The 16,968-nt window shown below is 61.0% G+C and carries 12 protein-coding genes; 11 read left to right on the forward strand and 1 reads right to left on the reverse strand.

The genetic code is table 11. From position 1 onward, the window contains the following. The first annotated feature begins 506 nt into the window (after window positions 1–506). Window positions 507–1,577, forward strand: a complete 1,071-nt coding sequence (locus PSUM_RS06230) for a 3-deoxy-7-phosphoheptulonate synthase (RefSeq protein ID WP_020798847.1) — start codon at window positions 507–509, stop codon at window positions 1,575–1,577. A gap of 394 nt (window positions 1,578–1,971) precedes the next feature. Here the strand turns inward: PSUM_RS06230 and PSUM_RS06240 are convergent, their stop codons facing one another. After that, the gene (locus PSUM_RS06240) at window positions 1,972–3,150 is read right to left on the reverse strand and encodes an integrase core domain-containing protein (protein WP_020800720.1); all 1,179 of its coding nucleotides are present in this window, start codon (window positions 3,148–3,150) and stop codon (window positions 1,972–1,974) included. Between the two features lie 725 nt (window positions 3,151–3,875). On the opposite strand from PSUM_RS06240, the gene PSUM_RS06250 reads away from it, so the two are divergent. From PSUM_RS06250 to PSUM_RS06295, 10 genes are all read left to right on the forward strand, one after another. Beyond that, a complete protein-coding gene (locus PSUM_RS06250; RefSeq protein ID WP_083350161.1) occupies window positions 3,876–4,757 on the forward strand; it encodes an esterase/lipase family protein in 882 nt (293 codons plus the stop codon). A gap of 106 nt (window positions 4,758–4,863) precedes the next feature. Then, complete coding sequence (locus PSUM_RS06255; protein ID WP_007984657.1) at window positions 4,864–5,145, forward strand: peptidylprolyl isomerase; 282 nt, start codon at window positions 4,864–4,866, stop codon at window positions 5,143–5,145. Window positions 5,146–5,280: 135 nt separating this feature from the next. Beyond that, entirely contained in the window at window positions 5,281–7,149 is a 1,869-nt protein-coding gene (locus tag PSUM_RS06260) for an extracellular solute-binding protein (protein ID WP_020795418.1), read from the forward strand. Then, complete coding sequence (locus PSUM_RS06265) at window positions 7,149–8,207, forward strand: microcin C ABC transporter permease YejB (RefSeq protein ID WP_020795419.1); 1,059 nt, start codon at window positions 7,149–7,151, stop codon at window positions 8,205–8,207. Before PSUM_RS06260 ends, PSUM_RS06265 begins: the two co-directional genes overlap by 1 nt. Next, a complete protein-coding gene (locus PSUM_RS06270) occupies window positions 8,207–9,229 on the forward strand; it encodes an ABC transporter permease (protein ID WP_020795420.1) in 1,023 nt (340 codons plus the stop codon). Before PSUM_RS06265 ends, PSUM_RS06270 begins: the two co-directional genes overlap by 1 nt. A 14-nt stretch (window positions 9,230–9,243) precedes the next feature. Beyond that, on the forward strand, window positions 9,244–10,821 hold the full coding sequence (locus PSUM_RS06275) for an ABC transporter ATP-binding protein (RefSeq protein ID WP_020795421.1): 1,578 nt from the start codon (window positions 9,244–9,246) through the stop codon (window positions 10,819–10,821). A 137-nt stretch (window positions 10,822–10,958) separates the two neighbouring features. Further along, entirely contained in the window at window positions 10,959–12,374 is a 1,416-nt protein-coding gene (locus PSUM_RS06280; RefSeq protein WP_083349216.1) for a sigma-54 interaction domain-containing protein, read from the forward strand. 283 nt (window positions 12,375–12,657) lie between these two features. Continuing rightward, complete coding sequence (locus PSUM_RS06285; protein WP_033045669.1) at window positions 12,658–14,049, forward strand: GntP family permease; 1,392 nt, start codon at window positions 12,658–12,660, stop codon at window positions 14,047–14,049. A 7-nt stretch (window positions 14,050–14,056) separates the two neighbouring features. After that, window positions 14,057–14,830 carry a 3-hydroxybutyrate dehydrogenase gene (gene hbdH, locus PSUM_RS06290; RefSeq protein WP_033045670.1) on the forward strand — a complete coding sequence of 258 codons (774 nt, stop codon included), beginning with the start codon at window positions 14,057–14,059 and terminating at the stop codon, window positions 14,828–14,830. A 139-nt stretch (window positions 14,831–14,969) separates the two neighbouring features. Continuing rightward, entirely contained in the window at window positions 14,970–16,925 is a 1,956-nt protein-coding gene (locus tag PSUM_RS06295) for an acetoacetate--CoA ligase (protein WP_033043499.1), read from the forward strand. Window positions 16,926–16,968 lie beyond the last annotated feature (43 nt).

Here is a 16,968-nt window from a genome sequence, read left to right on the forward strand (position 1 = left end):
CACCGCCCTCTAGTAAGCTCGGTGCACTCATCGGAGATCGACCATGTTCAATGCCCACCCACCGCTTCGTACCGCCAGCGCCCCGCGCTCGGTTGCGTCTGCCCGGGTGAACGACGCGTGCGCTCCGGCAAGCTTTTATTTTGGGTATTGGTTTAGCCACTGGCGCGCCTGATACCCACACGGCGCCCACTTCAAACGGGTCGCCACCAGAGAATTTTCAACCCCCGGTCGGCCTCCCGACCGGGGGTTTTGTTTTTTGGGCCCGCCACTTATTTAGCGACACACCGCCATCAAGAGGATTCACGAAATGAACTACGCCACTTATTACCGTCACGACAGTTTTAGCGCCTGGCGATTTACCACCCTCCGCTCGGGACAGCCTGCCGCCTCCGATCGGTCACCCACAGGTGGCAAGCACACACACGCAGCCAATCCGGCCAATTGTCGAACACCCCAGTAGGGCCGAGCGCGCGGGAACAACCCGCCGCCGCCCAGGAAGCCTGAACATGAACTCGTCCGTCTCTGCTCTGCCACTGTCGACCCTCAACCCTGCCAACGAAGCGCTGACCCTGCGCCTGCCAAGCTCGTTGCAACTCAAACAGCAATTGCCACTGAGCAACACCCTCGCCCTCCAAGTCGCCGCTCACCGCCAGGCGGTTCGCGCGATCCTCGACGGGAAAGACTCGCGCCTGTTGGTCATCGTGGGCCCCTGCTCGATCCACGACCCGAAATCAGCACTCGAATATGCCGAGAACCTGGCCCGCCTGGCCGCCGACGTCAGCGACCAAATGCTCCTGGTGATGCGCGCCTACGTCGAAAAACCTCGCACCACGGTCGGCTGGAAAGGCCTGGCCTACGACCCGCACCTCGATGGCAGCGATGACATGGCCGGCGGTCTGACCCTGTCCCGCGAACTGATGCGTGAAATGCTCATGCTCGGCTTGCCGGTGGCCACTGAACTGTTGCAACCGATGGCCGCCGGCTACTTCGATGACCTGCTGAGCTGGGTGGCCATTGGCGCTCGCACCACCGAATCGCAGATCCATCGGGAGATGGCCAGCGGCCTGGGCATGCCGGTAGGCTTCAAGAACGGCACCGACGGCGGTGTCGGCGTGGCCTGTGACGCCATGCGCTCGGCCGCCCATCCACATCGCCATTTCGGTGTCGACAGCCAGGGCCATCCCGCGATCATCCAGACTCCGGGCAATGCAGACACCCACCTGGTGCTGCGCGGCGGTCATCACGGCCCGAACTACGATCGCGCCAGCATCGCCCGCGTGCACGCCGACTTGACCCGCCTGAAGATCCCGGCCCGGGTCATGGTCGACTGCAGCCACGCCAACAGCAGTAAAGACCCACTGCGCCAACCTGCCGTGTTCAACGATGTACTGGAACAACGCCTGCAGGGTGATCGCTCGCTGATCGGCATGATGATCGAAAGTCATTTGTTCGAGGGCTGCCAACCGCTGGGGCCGTCGCTGAAGTACGGTGTTTCGGTCACCGACGGCTGCCTGGGCTGGAGCGCGACAGAACAGCTGTTGCGCCAGGCGGCGCAGCGGCTGCGGGCACAGGGATAACGCCTGTAGGAGCGAGCATGCTCGCGATGGACTTCCGGGCGACGCGCTCATCCAGACAGTGCGCGTTATCGTTGACGTCCATCGCCAGCAGGCTGGCTCCTACAGGGGATCCAGGTGCGCCCGAAAAAGTCAGGTCGGCTATAAGGCCGCCTCGCTTTGCTTTTGATCGCGGGCGCCCCGTTAACCACGATGGCCGAACGCAGGCATTGCGCAGTGGGTAAACCGGCAGGACGCCGGTTTAGCCGCGCTGGGCCAGGGACGGCCCATCGCGGCGACCCACGGAGCAATGCCGGAGAGAGGGCATGCCGAGCCTAAGCGAGGCACCGAGTGGTGGGGCAAGAATGGAACAACCACATAGGTAACAGTAAAGTTCAGGCACATGGGTAACACCTGATCACTTATTTTTGATTACTTTGAGCGTCAGATAACCATCCTTAGCGTCTCGTTCATCAACCCGTCCCAGTAGAACAGGCCCAAAGATGATGTCCCAAGCCCCTTCGCTGATGTTCTCCAATCCGACTATCTGATGTTTCAGGACATAGCCGACATAGATTCTGAGCCTTCCTTTGTTCACCACGCCGTTGGAGTCCGTTCGGTATGCCTCAACATGGCTTGGGTACTTCATCTCCGGCAGCTTCCTCGGAAATGCCCGTGACGAGCTTGTATAGCAGGAGCCTGGTGTTTTCTGCCCCAAAGCCTCATGAAGACGTTCATGATTATAGTGCTGCATGAACAGGTCAAAATGCTTCTGCTGGGCTCCCCACTCAATTTCCGGCGGCCTTGGCAATGTGCTCTTAAGCGTGCGGTGCATGCGCTCATGCCGTCCATTCTGCTCGGGTCGACCCGGCTGAATCCTTTCGTGAATGATGCCCAGGCGGGCCCACCAGATAGACAACTGCGATAACCCGGCACGCCCACCGCTGGCGAAAGGGACTCCGTTGTCCGTACGGATCCGCTCAGGCATTCCATACATCTTGAATAACCGCTCGAAGGTGGCCTTGGCGTCCTTGAAAGTCGTGCTCGGCATGCTTTCACAAGCCAGTAAAAATCGACTGGCGTGATCCATTACCGTCAACGGGTAACACCAGACACCGTCTCCTGTCAGGTATTGGCCTTTGTAATCAGCGCTCCAGAGCTGGTTAGGAAGGTCGGCTTTCTGAAGTGGTTTGGGATAAACGGCGACACGTTGGCGCAACCGCCGAGACACCACCAATCCCGCTTTTTTAAGCACGTTGTAGATCGTGGTTTTGGAGGGTGGCGGCTGATCTGGAAACCGCTCTCTCAGGGCTGTCTGGATCTTTTTCGGGCCTGGCGTGGTTTGCCCTTGGCCGCGCAGCTCAAGAATGGCCTCTTTGACCGCAAACGGCACAGCCTGAGCTTGAGAGTGGCGCTTGCGACTGCACTCCGCCAATCCGTTGATGCTGTCCGCGTTGTAGCGGGCTACCCACTTGTAACCGGTCTTGCGACTGATGCTGTGAGCCGCACAAAGTTGGCTGAAATTAAGTCGACCGGACAGATAGTCGGCAATGAACATCACTTTCAGGTCCATAGGTTTGAGCTCTCGCCACGGCATGGTCAGATCCTCGGAATCGACCAGTGCCAGTTAAAAACTGTTACCTATGTGCTTGAACTGTTTTGTTACCTATGTGGGTGAGTCATACCGGGCAAAGCCTTTTGCTTCCTTTTTGGCGTTTGAAAAAGGGAGTCGCTGTAAAAGCGAAACCATAAGTGGCCGTTACCGCAGCAATGGATATGCACTCCGACAACCAATTTCCCACAGGGCTTCCTGTGACGCCGCGCATCATCGTTGCGCACGGCTCAATTAACGCGTCGTCGGTGGAACGCAGAGCGTCCCTGGTGGCATTCCCACGCAGAGCGTGGGAACGATCAAACGATCAATGTGCTGCCGCCTTCGCGAGCAGGGGATCCAGGTACACCCGTAAAAATCAGGTCGGCTTTAAGGCCGCCTCGCTTTGCTGTTGCTCGCAGGCACCCCGTTAACTCCTTTAGGAGCGAGCACGCTCCGGGCGGCGTTCCGACGATGGAGGTCAACGATGACGCGGGGAGCCTGACACCCCGCGGTGCTCTCGGGTTTTTCGCGAGCATGCTCGCTCCTACAGTCGAGGTATCAATGCGCCACAGGGCAGTCCAGGAAGCCACCTCCACCTCCGCGCATTCGTACCGTGCCTATGCCGTTTTCCCCAGGCCACCGCGGCTATTTCATGCATCGCGCCGGCATTGGAGTCTTTAAAGTGAGGTCGGAAATCACTTTCTCGAACCCTGGAAAAAGGAATGAACATGCAACGGAATGCAAAGACTCATTATCCAATCCTGTTGGTGCACGGGCTTTTCGGCTTTGAGCGAATTGCCAGCGTGGACCTCTTCCACGATGTCAAGCAGGCCCTGCGGAACGCCGGGGCAAGTGTGTTCGTCCCGTTTGTGTCCGCCACCCACAGCAACGAAGTTCGCGGCGAACAGCTTCTGGCGCAGATCCATCGGGTACTGGAGGGCACCGGCGCCCACAAGGTCAATCTGATCGGTCACAGCCAAGGCGCGTTGGCCGCCCGCTATGCCGCCGCGACAGCGCCAGGCCAGGTGGCCTCGGTAACGTCCGTCAGTGGACCGAACCATGGGTCCGAACTGGCCGATTTGCTGCGCAAGGCATTGACGCCAGGCCACTTGCCGGAAACGGTAGCCGAAATCGTTGTCACCTTGTTCGCCGACCTCATGTCGTTGCTCAGCGGCAAGCGCCGGCTGCCGCAAAATGCCATCGCAGCGCTGGATGCCTTGACCACGCAGGGCGTGGGCGCATTCAACCGGAAGTACCCGCAAGGCTTGCCGCCGTCTTGGGGCGGCAAGGGCCGCGAACAGGTCAATGGTGTCCGCTACTATTCCTGGAGTGGCGTCGTGCAGGGAAAGCGGCGGGATGCCGAACTGGAAGCACTGGACCCGTCCCACGGCCTGCTGCGGGCGCTGTCACGTTATTTCACCACCGAGCCCTTGCAGAACGATGGCATGGTCGGGCGCTACAGCTCGCACCTGGGCACCATCATCCGCTCCGACTATCCGCTGGACCATCTGGGCACCCTTCACCAGGCCGGTGGTCATAATGAAAGGCGCATCGACCCGATCGATCTTTACGTACAGCATGCCGAGCGCCTGGAAAAAGCCGGACTTTAAACCAAACCTGCCGTCCAGAGCGCTGGCAACGGAACTTTGAGGAGAAATACCCCACTGAATCCGGTAGGCTCAGCACTTTACCGTACATTGAATGGAGAGTTTTCCCATGGCCAAAGCCACTGCCCGTCACATCCTTGTTGCCAGCGAAGCCAAGTGCAACGAACTGAAGGCCCAAATCGAGGCGGGCGCAGACTTCGCTGAAGTCGCCAAAGCCAATTCCACGTGCCCTTCCAGTCGCCAGGGCGGCGACCTGGGCTCGTTCGGTCCAGGCCAGATGGTCAAGGAATTCGACACCGTGGTCTTCAGCGCACCGATCAACGTGGTGCAAGGCCCGGTCAAGACCCAGTTCGGCTACCACCTGCTGGAAGTGACCAGCCGCCAGGACTGATAACACCCTGGATTGGCTGTGCAACGGCCCGCCTTCTGGTGGGCCGTCGTGTTTCAGATACGTAATTCGGCTGGCGAGGGACGCGCCGCTAGCGTACAAATTGTGGTTAACGACCACCCGGCTCTAAGGCTGACAATGCGACTGGCTTTCCCGACTTTATTGTTCACTGCCGTGGCCCTGCTCTTGGGCGCCGCCGGTGTGAATGCCGCACCTCAACATGCGTTGACCGTATATGGCGAACCCGCCAAGTACCCTGCCGGCTTCAGTCATTTTGCCTACACCAACCCGCAAGCCCCCAAGGGCGGGACGATGCGCCGTTCCGCGATCGAGATCGGGCATTTCGATCACGTCCTGCCTTATATAGACAAGGGCATCGGCGTGACGCAGATCGATGGCCTGCTCTACTCTCCCCTGGCGCAGCGCTCGCTGGATGAGCCTTACACGGTGTACGGTCTGGTGGCGCAGCAGATGGAGCGCTCCGACGATGGCCTGTCCCTGCGCTTCTACCTCAACCCCAAGGCGCAGTTTGCCGATGGCACGCCGATCACCGCCCAGGACGTGCGCTACACCTTCGATCTGCTGATGACCCAGGGCAGCCTGCGCTATCGCACGCAGTTCGCCGACGTCAAGGGCGTGGAAGTCGAGTCGCCATTGACCGTGCGCTTCGATTTCAAGAACAACGAAAACCGCACCCTGCCGCTGGACATCGCCACCTTGCCGGTGTTTCCCGAGCACTGGTGGAAGAACCGTGACTTTGCCAATGGCGGCGGTTACGAGCCGCCATTGGGCAGCGGACCGTACAAGGTCGGCAAGGTCGATTCGGGGCGCAGCATCACCTTCGAGCGCAACCCCGACTGGTGGGGCAAGGATTTGCCGGTCAGCCGTGGGCTGTACAATTTCGATCGCTTCAGCATCGAGTACTTCGGCGATACCGATGTCGCGCGCCAGGTATTGCGCGGCGGCGCCTACGACTACAACCGCGAGTTTTCCGCCACCGGCTACTCCATCGGCTACGACAGCCCGGCCCTGAGCGACGGTCGCCTGCAAAAGGCCCACCTGGCCACCGAAGCGCCGCAATCGGCCCAGGGTTTCGTGTTCAATCTGCAAAAGCCGATGTTCCAGGACCGCCGGGTGCGCCAGGCACTGGCGATGCTCTGGGACTTCGAATGGAGCAACCGGCAGATGATGCGCAACCTGTACATCCGCCAGAAGAGCTACTTTTCCAATACCGAACTGGCGGCCCGGCAGCTGCCTGATGCCGGTGAGCTGGCGATTCTGGAACCCTTGCGCGGACAGATCCCCGATGAAGTCTTCAGCCAAGTGTTCGAACCACCGAAAACCGATGGCAGCGGCGTGATTCGCGACAAGCAATTGCAAGCCCTGGGCCTGCTCGAACAGGCCGGGTGGAAACCCCAGGGTGATCAACTGGTGAACGCCGACGGCGAGCCACTGAGTTTCACCTTCCTGGTCAGCCAGAACGGCATGGACCGTTTGCTCCTGCCCTACAAGCGCACCCTGAAACAGATCGGCATCGACATGAACATCCGCCGCATCGATTCGTCCCAGTACGTCAACCGCCTGATGAGCCGTGACTACGACATGATTGTCACCGGCTATCCGGTCACCACCTCTCCCGGCGGCGAACTGCTCAACTACTTCGGCTCGGCGTCGGCCCTTGATCCCGGCGCCAACAACTACATGGCCTTGCAGAACCCGGCGGTGGATACGCTGATCAACGGCCTGCTACGCGCCAGCACCAAGGCCGACATGTTGCACTATGCCCATGCGCTCGACCGGGTGCTGCAATGGAACTATTACTGGATTCCCAATTATTACCCGCCGGGCAGCTCCACCGTGTGGTGGAATCGCTTCGGTATACCGAACGTGCAGGCGAGCAATGACGAAGCCATCGAGAGCTGGTGGGAAATGAGCACCACACCGCTGACCAACCAGCAGATGACCGCCGAGCGCATCCGTCGTGGCAGACCCGGAGGACCGCATTGATGTGGGCTTATATCGTGCGACGCCTGCTGCTGATCATCCCGACACTGGTGATCATTCTCCTGGTCAACTTCGTCATCGTCCAGGCCGCGCCAGGTGGCCCTGTGGAACAGGCCATTGCGCATTTGCAGGGCATCGGCGGAGCCAGTGTCGGTGGTGGTTCGAGCGAAACCATGGGCCATTCCCGGGCCAGCCGCGGTCTCGACCCGCAGCTGATCAAGGACATCGAAAAACAATACGGTTTCGACAAACCGGCACCGCAACGCCTGTGGCTGATGCTCACCAGTTACGCGCGCCTGGATTTCGGCAAGAGCTTCTTTCGCGGTGCCACCGTCACTGACCTGATCCTGGAAAAAATGCCGGTCACCATCTCCCTCGGGCTCTGGGCGACGTTGATCACCTACCTGGTGTCGATTCCCCTGGGGATTCGCAAGGCCGTGCACCACGGCAGTCATTTCGATGTCTGGAGCAGTACCGCGATCATCATCGGCTATGCCATGCCGGCCTTCCTGTTCGCCATGTTCCTGATCGTGGTGTTCGCCGGTGGCACCTCGTTGAACTGGTTCCCGGTACGCGGGTTGGTCTCGGACAATTTCGAATCGCTGTCGACCCTGGGCAAGGTCGTCGATTACTTCTGGCACCTGGTACTGCCGGTGACCGCATTGGTGATTGGCGGTTTCGCGACCCTGACCATCCTGACCAAGAACTCGTTCCTCAACGAAATCACCCGCCAGTACGTGGTCACCGCCCGCGCCAAAGGCTTGAGCGAACGCCGGGTGCTATACGGTCACGTGTTCCGCAACGCCATGCTGCTGGTGGTATCGGGGATTCCCCAGGCCTTCATCAGCGTGTTTTTTGCCGGCTCCCTGCTCATCGAAGTGATCTTCTCCCTCGACGGCCTGGGGCGCATGAGCTACGAGGCGGCCGTGTCACGGGACTACCCGGTAGTGTTCGGTTCACTGTTCATCTTCACGCTGTTCGGCCTGCTGATAAAACTCGTCGGCGACCTGTGCTACACCCTGGTCGATCCACGGATCGACTTCGCTGCGAGGAACGCCTGATGCTGCAGCTTTCACCATTAGGCCGACGCCGCTTCGAGCGTTTCAAGAAAAACCGCCGCGGCTGGTGGTCGCTGTGGTTGTTCGTCGGGCTGTTCCTGCTGACCCTGGGTGGCGAGCTGATCGCCAATGACAAACCGCTGGTCGTCAGCTACCAGGGTTCGTTGTATTTCCCGGTGTTCAAGCGCTATACCGAGCAGCAATTCGGCGGACAACTGCCGTTCCAGGCCGATTACCGAAGCGAATATGTTCAGGACCTGATCAAGAAGGACGGTGGCTGGTTGCTGTTTCCGCCGATCCCCTTCAGCGACGACACGCCCAACTACGACCTGAACAAACCGGCCCCGAGCCCGCCTTCAGGGGTCAATTGGCTGGGCACTGACGATCAGGCGCGGGACGTGTTGGCGCGGGTGATTTTCGGCGCGCGGGTATCGATCCTGTTCGCCTTGATGCTGACCTTCGTCAGCGCGCTGATCGGCATCGCCGCAGGTGCCCTGCAAGGCTATTACGGTGGCTGGGTCGACTTGCTCGGCCAGCGGCTGCTGGAGGTCTGGTCAGGGCTGCCGGTGCTGTACCTGCTGATCATCCTCTCGGGGTTCGTCGAGCCAAATTTCTGGTGGTTGCTGGGAATCATGGCGCTGTTTTCCTGGCTGGCCCTGGTGGACGTGGTGCGTGCCGAATTCCTGCGCGGGCGCAACCTGGAATACGTCAAGGCCGCCCGAGCCCTGGGCTTGAGTGACCGCAAGGTGATCGTGCGACACATTCTGCCCAACGCCATGAACGCGACCTTGAGCTACCTGCCGTTCATCCTGACCGGGGCCATCTCGACCCTCACCGCGCTGGATTTCCTCGGTTTCGGCATGCCGGCCGGCAGCGCCTCCCTGGGCGAGCTCATCGGTCAGGGCAAACAGAACCTGCAGGCACCGTGGCTGGGGCTGACGGCGTTTTTCACCCTGGCGTTGATTCTTTCTCTACTGGTGTTCATCGGCGAAGCCTTGCGCGACGCCTTTGACCCTCGTTCGTGAAGCGGACTGTTGACATGACCAACCTGATCGAAATCCGTGACCTCAGCGTCGCCTTCAACGGCCAGACGGTGGTGCGCGACCTGTGCCTGGACATCCGCCCCGGCGAATGCCTGGCACTGGTGGGAGAGTCGGGTTCGGGCAAGTCGGTGACGGCGCACTCGATCCTGCAGTTGCTGCCCGAATGCGGCACCGAGACCACCGGCAGCATCCGCTATCGCGGCCAGGAACTGGTGGGCGCCGATACGCGCAAATTGCGCGAACTGCGGGGCAATCGCATCGCGATGATCTTCCAGGAGCCGATGACCTCCCTGAACCCGTTGCACAGCATCGAGAAGCAGATCGGCGAAACCTTGCTGGTGCACAAGGGCCTGGCCGGCAAGGCGGCGCAAGCACGGATCCTCGAGTTGTTGCACCTGGTGGGCATCCAGAAACCCCAGGAGCGGCTCAAGTCTTACCCCCACCAGCTATCCGGTGGCCAGCGCCAGCGGGTGATGATTGCCATGGCCCTGGCCTGCGAACCGGAATTGCTGATCGCCGATGAGCCGACCACGGCGCTGGACGTGACAGTGCAGCGCAAGATCCTGTTGCTACTCAAGTCGCTGCAACAGCGACTGGGCATGTCGCTGTTGCTGATCAGCCACGATCTCAATCTGGTGCGCAGCATTGCCCAGCGCGTCTGCGTGATGAAAGCCGGGGAAATTGTCGAGCAAGCCAACTGCGAGACGATGTTCACCGCACCGAAACACCCTTACAGCTGCCTGTTGCTCAACGCCGAGCCCGAAGGCGAAGCCCTGCCCCGGGACGAACGCGAAAAAGTCCTGGAAGTGCACGACCTGCGGGTGCAATTTGCCGTTGGTGGCGGACTGTTCCAACGCAAGACTTACCTCAAGGCCGTGGACGGCATCAGCCTGAGCATCCAGCGCGGCAAGACCCTGGGCATCGTCGGCGAGTCGGGCTCCGGCAAGTCCACCCTCGGCCAGGCGATCCTGCGCCTGCTGGACTCCGAAGGCGCTATTCACTTCCAGGGCCAGGCGCTCGATGGCCTGACGCAGAAGCAGTTGCGGCCATGGCGCAAGGAAATGCAGGTGGTATTCCAGGATCCGTTTGGCAGTCTCAGCCCGCGCATGTCCGTGGCACAGATCATCAGCGAAGGCCTGGAAGTGCATAGCCAGTTGAGCACCGAGCAATGCAACGCCGAGGTGATCCGGGCGCTGCAGGAAGTCGGGCTGGACCCACAAAGCCGGCATCGCTACCCCCACGAGTTCTCCGGCGGTCAGCGCCAGCGCATCGCCATCGCCCGGGCGCTGGTGCTCAAACCCGCGCTGATCCTGTTGGACGAGCCCACCTCGGCGCTGGATCGCACCGTGCAAAAGCAGGTGGTCGCCCTGCTGCGTCAACTTCAGGAAAAGCACGGGCTGACCTACCTGTTCATCAGCCATGACCTGGCGGTGGTGCGCGCCCTGGCCCACGACATGATCGTGATCAAGGACGGCAAGGTGGTCGAACGCGGCGCCAGCCACGACGTGTTCGATTCACCGCAGCACCCCTACACCAAAGAGCTGTTGGCGGCGGCGCATGTGGGGCAGGCATAATCCGGCCAGACCGCGTCGCGGCCTTCGCGAGCAGGCTCGCTCCCACAGGGGATTTGTGAACGGCACAAATCAAGTGTGGGAGCGAGCCTGCTCGCGAAGGGGCCGACACAGGCAACACACAATCAGGATCAGCCCTCATGAACACCACCGAAAGCCTCAAGGACTACCAGCGCGTGCGCCTGCTGGCGATCCGCTCGCTGTTCGAGATCATCGAGCAGTCAAGTGAAGGCACGGTGATCGTCGACAGCGACGCCAACATCGTCTGGATGAACGAACGCTATGCCAAGCGTTTCGGCCTGCCATCGGCTGAAGACGCCATTGGCAAGGCCTGCGAAAGCGTCATCCCCGGCAGCCTGTTGCGCGAGGTGGTGCGCACCGGTCGACCGATTCTGCTCGACATGCAGGACACCCCCAAGGAACCGCTGGTGGTCATGCGCCTGCCGATTCATGACGATGCCGGCGAGGTGATCGGTGCCATCGGCTTCGCCTTGTTCGACGAATTGCGCAGCCTGTCGCCGATGCTCAAGCGCTACATGAGCATGCAGCAAGAGCTTGCTTCCACGCGTTCGCTGCTGCGGGCGCGACAGACCCGCTACAACTTCGCCCACTTCATCGGCACCAGCGCCGCCAGCCTGGAAGTCAAGCGCCGCGCCCGGCGCAGCGCCAGCACCGACTCGCCGGTGTTGCTGCTCGGCGAGACCGGCACCGGCAAGGAATTGCTGGCACAGGCGATCCATAATGCATCGCCGCGAGCCCACAAGGCGTTCGTCAGCATCAACAGTGCGGCGATCCCCGAAGCACTGCTCGAAGCCGAATTCTTCGGCACTGCGCCTGGCGCCTATACCGGCGCCGACCGCAAAGGCCGCGCCGGCAAACTGCAGATCGCCCAGGGCGGCACGCTGTTTCTCGATGAAATCGGCGACATGCCGTTGCCGCTGCAAAGCAAACTGCTGCGGGTGTTGCAGGAAAAGGAATTCGAACCGGTCGGTTCCAACGAGGTGATCCAGAGCGATGTGCGAGTGATCGCCGCGACTTCGACCGACCTGGAAGCGGCGATCAAGCGTGGCGAGTTTCGCGCCGACCTCTACTACCGCCTCAACGTCCTGCCGATCCAGGTGCCACCGCTACGCGAGCGGCTCGACGACCTGCCTGCCCTGAGCGAAGCGATCCTTGAAGAACTGCGCAGCCAGCACGAACTGAACAGCGATGCGCTGGCGCTCCTGGGCCAACACGCCTGGCCGGGCAACATTCGCGAACTGCGCAACGTGCTGGAGCGGGCGGCATTGCTCAGCGACGACCTGCGCCTGACGGAGGCAGATATCCGCGCGGCGATCGGGACTTTTACCCCAGTGCAGCGCGTGGCGCCGTTGGCCATCGAACCGCTGGAGCATGAGACGTTCAGTGCGGCGCGCGAGCGCTTTGACCGGCAATTGATTGAAGCGGCCCTGGCGCAATGCGGGGGCAAGGTGATCGAGGCGGCGGCGCGGTTAGGGCTGGGAAGGTCGACCTTGTACAAGAAGATGGTGGCGTTGGGGATTGCGGAGTCTCAATAGAGAGACATAAATCTCTATTTGTAGATGTAATTTTCAGATCAAAAGATCGCAGCCTGCGGCAGCTCCTACATGGGTTTCCAGCGTTTCCCTGTAGGAGCTGCCGCAGGCTGCGATCTTTTCAGGCACAAAAAGTCTCCAAATAGAGACAACAAGCACTTAATCGCCACTTCGCACAAAATTATATCCTTATATTTCAACAACTTACCCACATGGCACGAAACTCGCTAAAGCCGTCTCCTACAACGTTTCACCCATACAAAAATAACAATCCAGGAGACACACCATGAGTGTGATCATTGCCTTGGCAGCCCTCACGCTGCTGATGCTGGCTGCTTACCGTGGCTACAGCGTTATCCTATTTGCCCCGATTGCCGCCCTCGGCGCCGTCCTGCTCACCGATCCTTCCGCCGTCGCCCCCGCCTTCACCGGGGTGTTCATGGAAAAAATGGTCGGTTTCATCAAACTGTATTTCCCGGTATTCCTGCTCGGCGCGGTGTTCGGCAAACTCATCGAGTTGTCCGGCTTCTCGCGCTCGATCGTCGCGGCGGCGATTCGCTTGCTCGGCACCCGCCAGGCGATGCTCGTGATCGTGCTGGTCTGCGCCCTGCTGACGTACGGCGGCGTCTCGCTGTTCGTGGTGGTGTTCGCGGTCTATCCGTTTGCCGCGGAAATGTTCCGCCAGAGCAACATTCCCAAACGCCTGATCCCGGCGACCATCGCCCTCGGCGCCTTTTCATTCACCATGGACGCCCTGCCCGGCACCCCGCAAATCCAGAACATTATCCCCAGCACCTTCTTCAACACCACCGCCTGGGCCGCGCCATGGCTGGGTTTGATCGGGTCGATCTTCGTGGTCTGCGCCGGCATGCTGTTTCTGCAGCGCCAGCGTAACAAGGCTCAGCTTAGCGGCGAAGGCTACGGCACCGACCTGCGCAATGAGCCGGAAACCGCTGCCGACATCAAACTCCCCAATCCGTGGATCGCCCTGTCGCCGCTGCTGGCCGTGGGCATCATGAACCTGCTGTTTACCCAGTGGATTCCACAGTGGTACGGCAAGACCCACAGTCTCGCGCTGCCGGGCATGGCTGCGCCGGTGACCACCGAAATCGCCAAGCTAACGGCGATCTGGGCCGTTCAGGCTGCACTGCTGGTCGGCATCATCGTGGTGCTGGTGTTCGGCTTCCAGGCGATTCGCGGCAAGTTGGCCGAAGGCAGCAGAAGTGCAGTCAGCGGTTCATTACTGGCAGCAATGAACACAGCGTCTGAATACGGTTTTGGTGCGGTCATAGCATCGCTGCCAGGCTTTCTGGTCCTGGCCGACTGGCTCAAAAGCATCCCTAACCCGCTGGTCAACGAAGCGATCACCGTGACCCTTCTGGCGGGCATCACGGGCTCGGCGTCCGGCGGCATGAGCATTGCGCTGGCGGCCATGGCCAATGACTTCATCGCAGCGGCCCATGCCGCCAACATCCCGCTGGAAGTCCTGCACCGGGTGGCGGCGATGGCCAGCGGCGGCATGGACACCCTGCCACACAACGGCGCGGTGATTACCTTGCTGGCGGTGACCGGCCTGACCCACCGCGAAGCCTACAAAGACATTTTCTGTATTACGCTGATCAAGACCCTGGCGGTTTTCGTAGTGATCGGCACTTTCTACGCCACTGGCATTGTGTGAGGCATTGATGACGACTCTTTCAGGCAAGACCGCACTGGTTACCGGTTCCACCAGCGGCATTGGCCTGGGCATTGCCCTGAGCCTGGCCAAGGCTGGCGCCAATCTGATCCTCAACGGATTTGGCGATGCATCCAAAGTGATTGCCGAGGTTGAACAGTTCGGCGGCAAGGTTGGCCATCATCCCGCCGACGTCAGCGACCCGGCGCAGATCGCCGACATGATCGCCTACGCCGAGCGCGAATTCGGCGGCGTCGATATTCTGGTCAACAACGCCGGCATCCAGCATGTGGCGCCGGTAGACGAGTTTCCGGTGGAACGCTGGGACTCGATCATCGCCATCAACCTGTCATCGGTGTTTCACAGCACCCGCCTGAGCCTGCCGGGCATGCGCGCCAAGGGCTGGGGCCGAGTGATCAACATCGCCTCGGTGCATGGCCTGGTGGGTTCGACGGGCAAAGCCGCTTATGTCGCCGCCAAGCATGGCGTGATCGGCCTGACCAAAGTGGTTGCCCTGGAAACGGCCACCAGCAACATCACCTGCAACGCGATTTGCCCGGGCTGGGTGCTGACACCACTGGTGCAAAAGCAGATCGACGATCGCGCCGCCAAGGGCATCGACCCACAGCAGGCGCAGCATGACCTGCTGGCCGAGAAACAGCCGTCGCTGGAGTTCGTAACACCGCCGCAACTGGGTGAACTGGTGCTGTTCCTGTGCAGCGAGGCTGGCACCCAGGTACGTGGCGCGGCGTGGAATATCGATGGTGGGTGGTTGGCGCAGTAACCACAGATTGATCGCTCCCACGCTCTGCGTGGGAATGCAGCCCGGGACGCTCTGCGTCCCAAGAGCCGAACGCGGAGCGTCCGCTGAGGCACCCCTTCGCGGCGCGTGGGAACGATCTGACGACAATAAGAGGCAAATCATGTCCGAAGTACTATGGCAACCCACCGCCGAACGCATCGGCAAGACTCGCATGGAGGCCTTTCGGCGCTTCGTCAATCAACGGCACCACCTGCACATCGACGACTACCCCGCCCTGCATCAATGGTCGATCGACCAGCGCCCGGATTTCTGGCAGGCCATCGTCGACTTCTTCGACATCCGCTTCCATGAGCAACCCGACGCGGTGCTACTGGAAGGCCGACAAATGCCCAGCGCCCAGTGGTTCCCCGGCGCCACCCTGAATTTCGCTGAACACCTGCTCAGTCGACGCGACGATGCCGTAGCCGTCGTGGCCGTGGCTGAAAACGGCCAGCGCGAACACTTGACCTGGGCCGAATTGGCGGAGCATGTCGCAGGCTTTCAGAAGGGCTTGATTGCGGCCGGTGTCGGCCTTGGCGACCGGGTGGCGGCCTGCATGCCCAACACCTGGCAAACCCTGGTGGCCATGCTCGCCACCACCAGCCTGGGGGCAATCTGGTCCTGTTCGTCGCCCGACTTCGGCACCCAAGGGGTGATCGACCGCTTCGGCCAGATCGAACCGAAAGTGCTGGTCACCTGCGCTGGCTATCGTTATGCCGGCAAGGAGATCGACCAGCGCGCCAAGGTCAACGAAATCCTCGAACGCCTGCCGTCATTGCAGCAACTGGTGATCGTGCCTTACGCACTCCCCGGAACACGCATCGAAGATTTCCGTACCCAGGCCAATGTGACGCTCTGGGATGATTTCTATGACCCGGGTGGCGATCCTGATTTCGTCGCCGTGCCCTTCGACCATCCGCTGTACATCCTCTACTCCAGCGGCACCACCGGCGTGCCCAAGTGCATCATCCACAGCGCCGGCGGCGTACTGCTGCAACACGTCAAGGAACACGGCCTGCACTGCGACCTCGGCCCTGGCGATCGCTTGTTCTACTACACCACCTGCGGCTGGATGATGTGGAACTGGCTGGTCTCGGCCCTGGCGGTAGGCAGTGCCGTGGTGCTGTACGATGGGTCGCCATTCCATCCGAATGCCGAACGCTTGATCGACCTGATCGACGACGAGCGCATCACCGTATTCGGCACCAGCCCCAAGTACCTCGCCACCCTGCAAAGCAGCGGCGTGAAGCCTGGGCAAAGCCATGACCTGGGCAGCCTCAAGACCTTGCTCTGCACCGGCTCTGCGCTGTCGCCGCAGAGCTACGACTATGTCTATCGCGATTTCAAGGCCGACCTGTGCCTGGCCTCGATGTCGGGTGGCACCGACATCGTCTCGTGTTTTGTCAACGGCAACCCCTGGCAGCCGGTGCGCCGTGGCGAAATACAGGGCAAGAGCCTGGGCATGGCCGTGGAAGTGTGGAACGACGAGGGCCGGGCGGTCATCGGCGAAAAGGGCGAACTGGTGTGTACGCGGCACTTCCCGGCGATGCCGATCGGCCTGTGGAACGACCCAAATGGCGAAAAGCTCAAGGCCTCCTACTTCAGTCAATTTCCCGGTGTCTGGGCCCAGGGCGACTACGCCGAACAACTGCCCCACGGCGCGATGATGATCCATGGGCGCTCCGACGCGGTGCTCAATCCCGGTGGCGTGCGCATCGGCACGGCGGAAATCTATCGGCAAGTGGAGAAAGTCCCGCAGGTGCTCGACAGCGTGGCCATCGGTCAGCAATGGCAGGACGACGTGCGGGTGGTGCTGTTCGTGCGCTTGCGCGAGGGCGTGGAACTGGATGACGCGCTGCAGCAGCAGATCCGCCAGGTCATTCGCGCCAACACCACGCCACGTCATGTGCCGGCGAAGATTGTCGCGGTGACCGACATTCCTCGCACCATCAGCGGCAAAATTGTCGAATTGGCGGTGCGTAATGTGGTGCATGGGCAGAAGGTGAAGAATACCGACGCGCTGGCCAATCCCGAGGCGCTCGAGCAATTCCGCGATCGCCCCGAACTCCAGGACTGAACACCGCCCCCTGTAGGAGCGAGCATGCTCGCGATGAACCTGA

Source organism: Pseudomonas umsongensis, assembly GCF_002236105.1.
Taxonomy (GTDB): Bacteria; Pseudomonadota; Gammaproteobacteria; order Pseudomonadales; family Pseudomonadaceae; genus Aquipseudomonas; species Aquipseudomonas umsongensis.

Excerpts from the sequence above, each read along its gene's own strand:
- PSUM_RS06230 (WP_020798847.1), top strand. The coding sequence starts at position 507 with ATGAACTCGTCCGTCTCTGCTCTGCCACTGTCGACCCTCAACCCTGCC.
- PSUM_RS06240 (WP_020800720.1), bottom strand. The coding sequence starts at position 3,150 with ATGCCGTGGCGAGAGCTCAAACCTATGGACCTGAAAGTGATGTTCATT.
- PSUM_RS06250 (WP_083350161.1), top strand. The coding sequence starts at position 3,876 with ATGCAACGGAATGCAAAGACTCATTATCCAATCCTGTTGGTGCACGGG.
- PSUM_RS06255 (WP_007984657.1), top strand. The coding sequence starts at position 4,864 with ATGGCCAAAGCCACTGCCCGTCACATCCTTGTTGCCAGCGAAGCCAAG.
- PSUM_RS06260 (WP_020795418.1), top strand. The coding sequence starts at position 5,281 with ATGCGACTGGCTTTCCCGACTTTATTGTTCACTGCCGTGGCCCTGCTC.
- PSUM_RS06265 (WP_020795419.1), top strand. The coding sequence starts at position 7,149 with ATGTGGGCTTATATCGTGCGACGCCTGCTGCTGATCATCCCGACACTG.
- PSUM_RS06270 (WP_020795420.1), top strand. The coding sequence starts at position 8,207 with ATGCTGCAGCTTTCACCATTAGGCCGACGCCGCTTCGAGCGTTTCAAG.
- PSUM_RS06275 (WP_020795421.1), top strand. The coding sequence starts at position 9,244 with ATGACCAACCTGATCGAAATCCGTGACCTCAGCGTCGCCTTCAACGGC.
- PSUM_RS06280 (WP_083349216.1), top strand. The coding sequence starts at position 10,959 with ATGAACACCACCGAAAGCCTCAAGGACTACCAGCGCGTGCGCCTGCTG.
- PSUM_RS06285 (WP_033045669.1), top strand. The coding sequence starts at position 12,658 with ATGAGTGTGATCATTGCCTTGGCAGCCCTCACGCTGCTGATGCTGGCT.
- hbdH (WP_033045670.1), top strand. The coding sequence starts at position 14,057 with ATGACGACTCTTTCAGGCAAGACCGCACTGGTTACCGGTTCCACCAGC.
- PSUM_RS06295 (WP_033043499.1), top strand. The coding sequence starts at position 14,970 with ATGTCCGAAGTACTATGGCAACCCACCGCCGAACGCATCGGCAAGACT.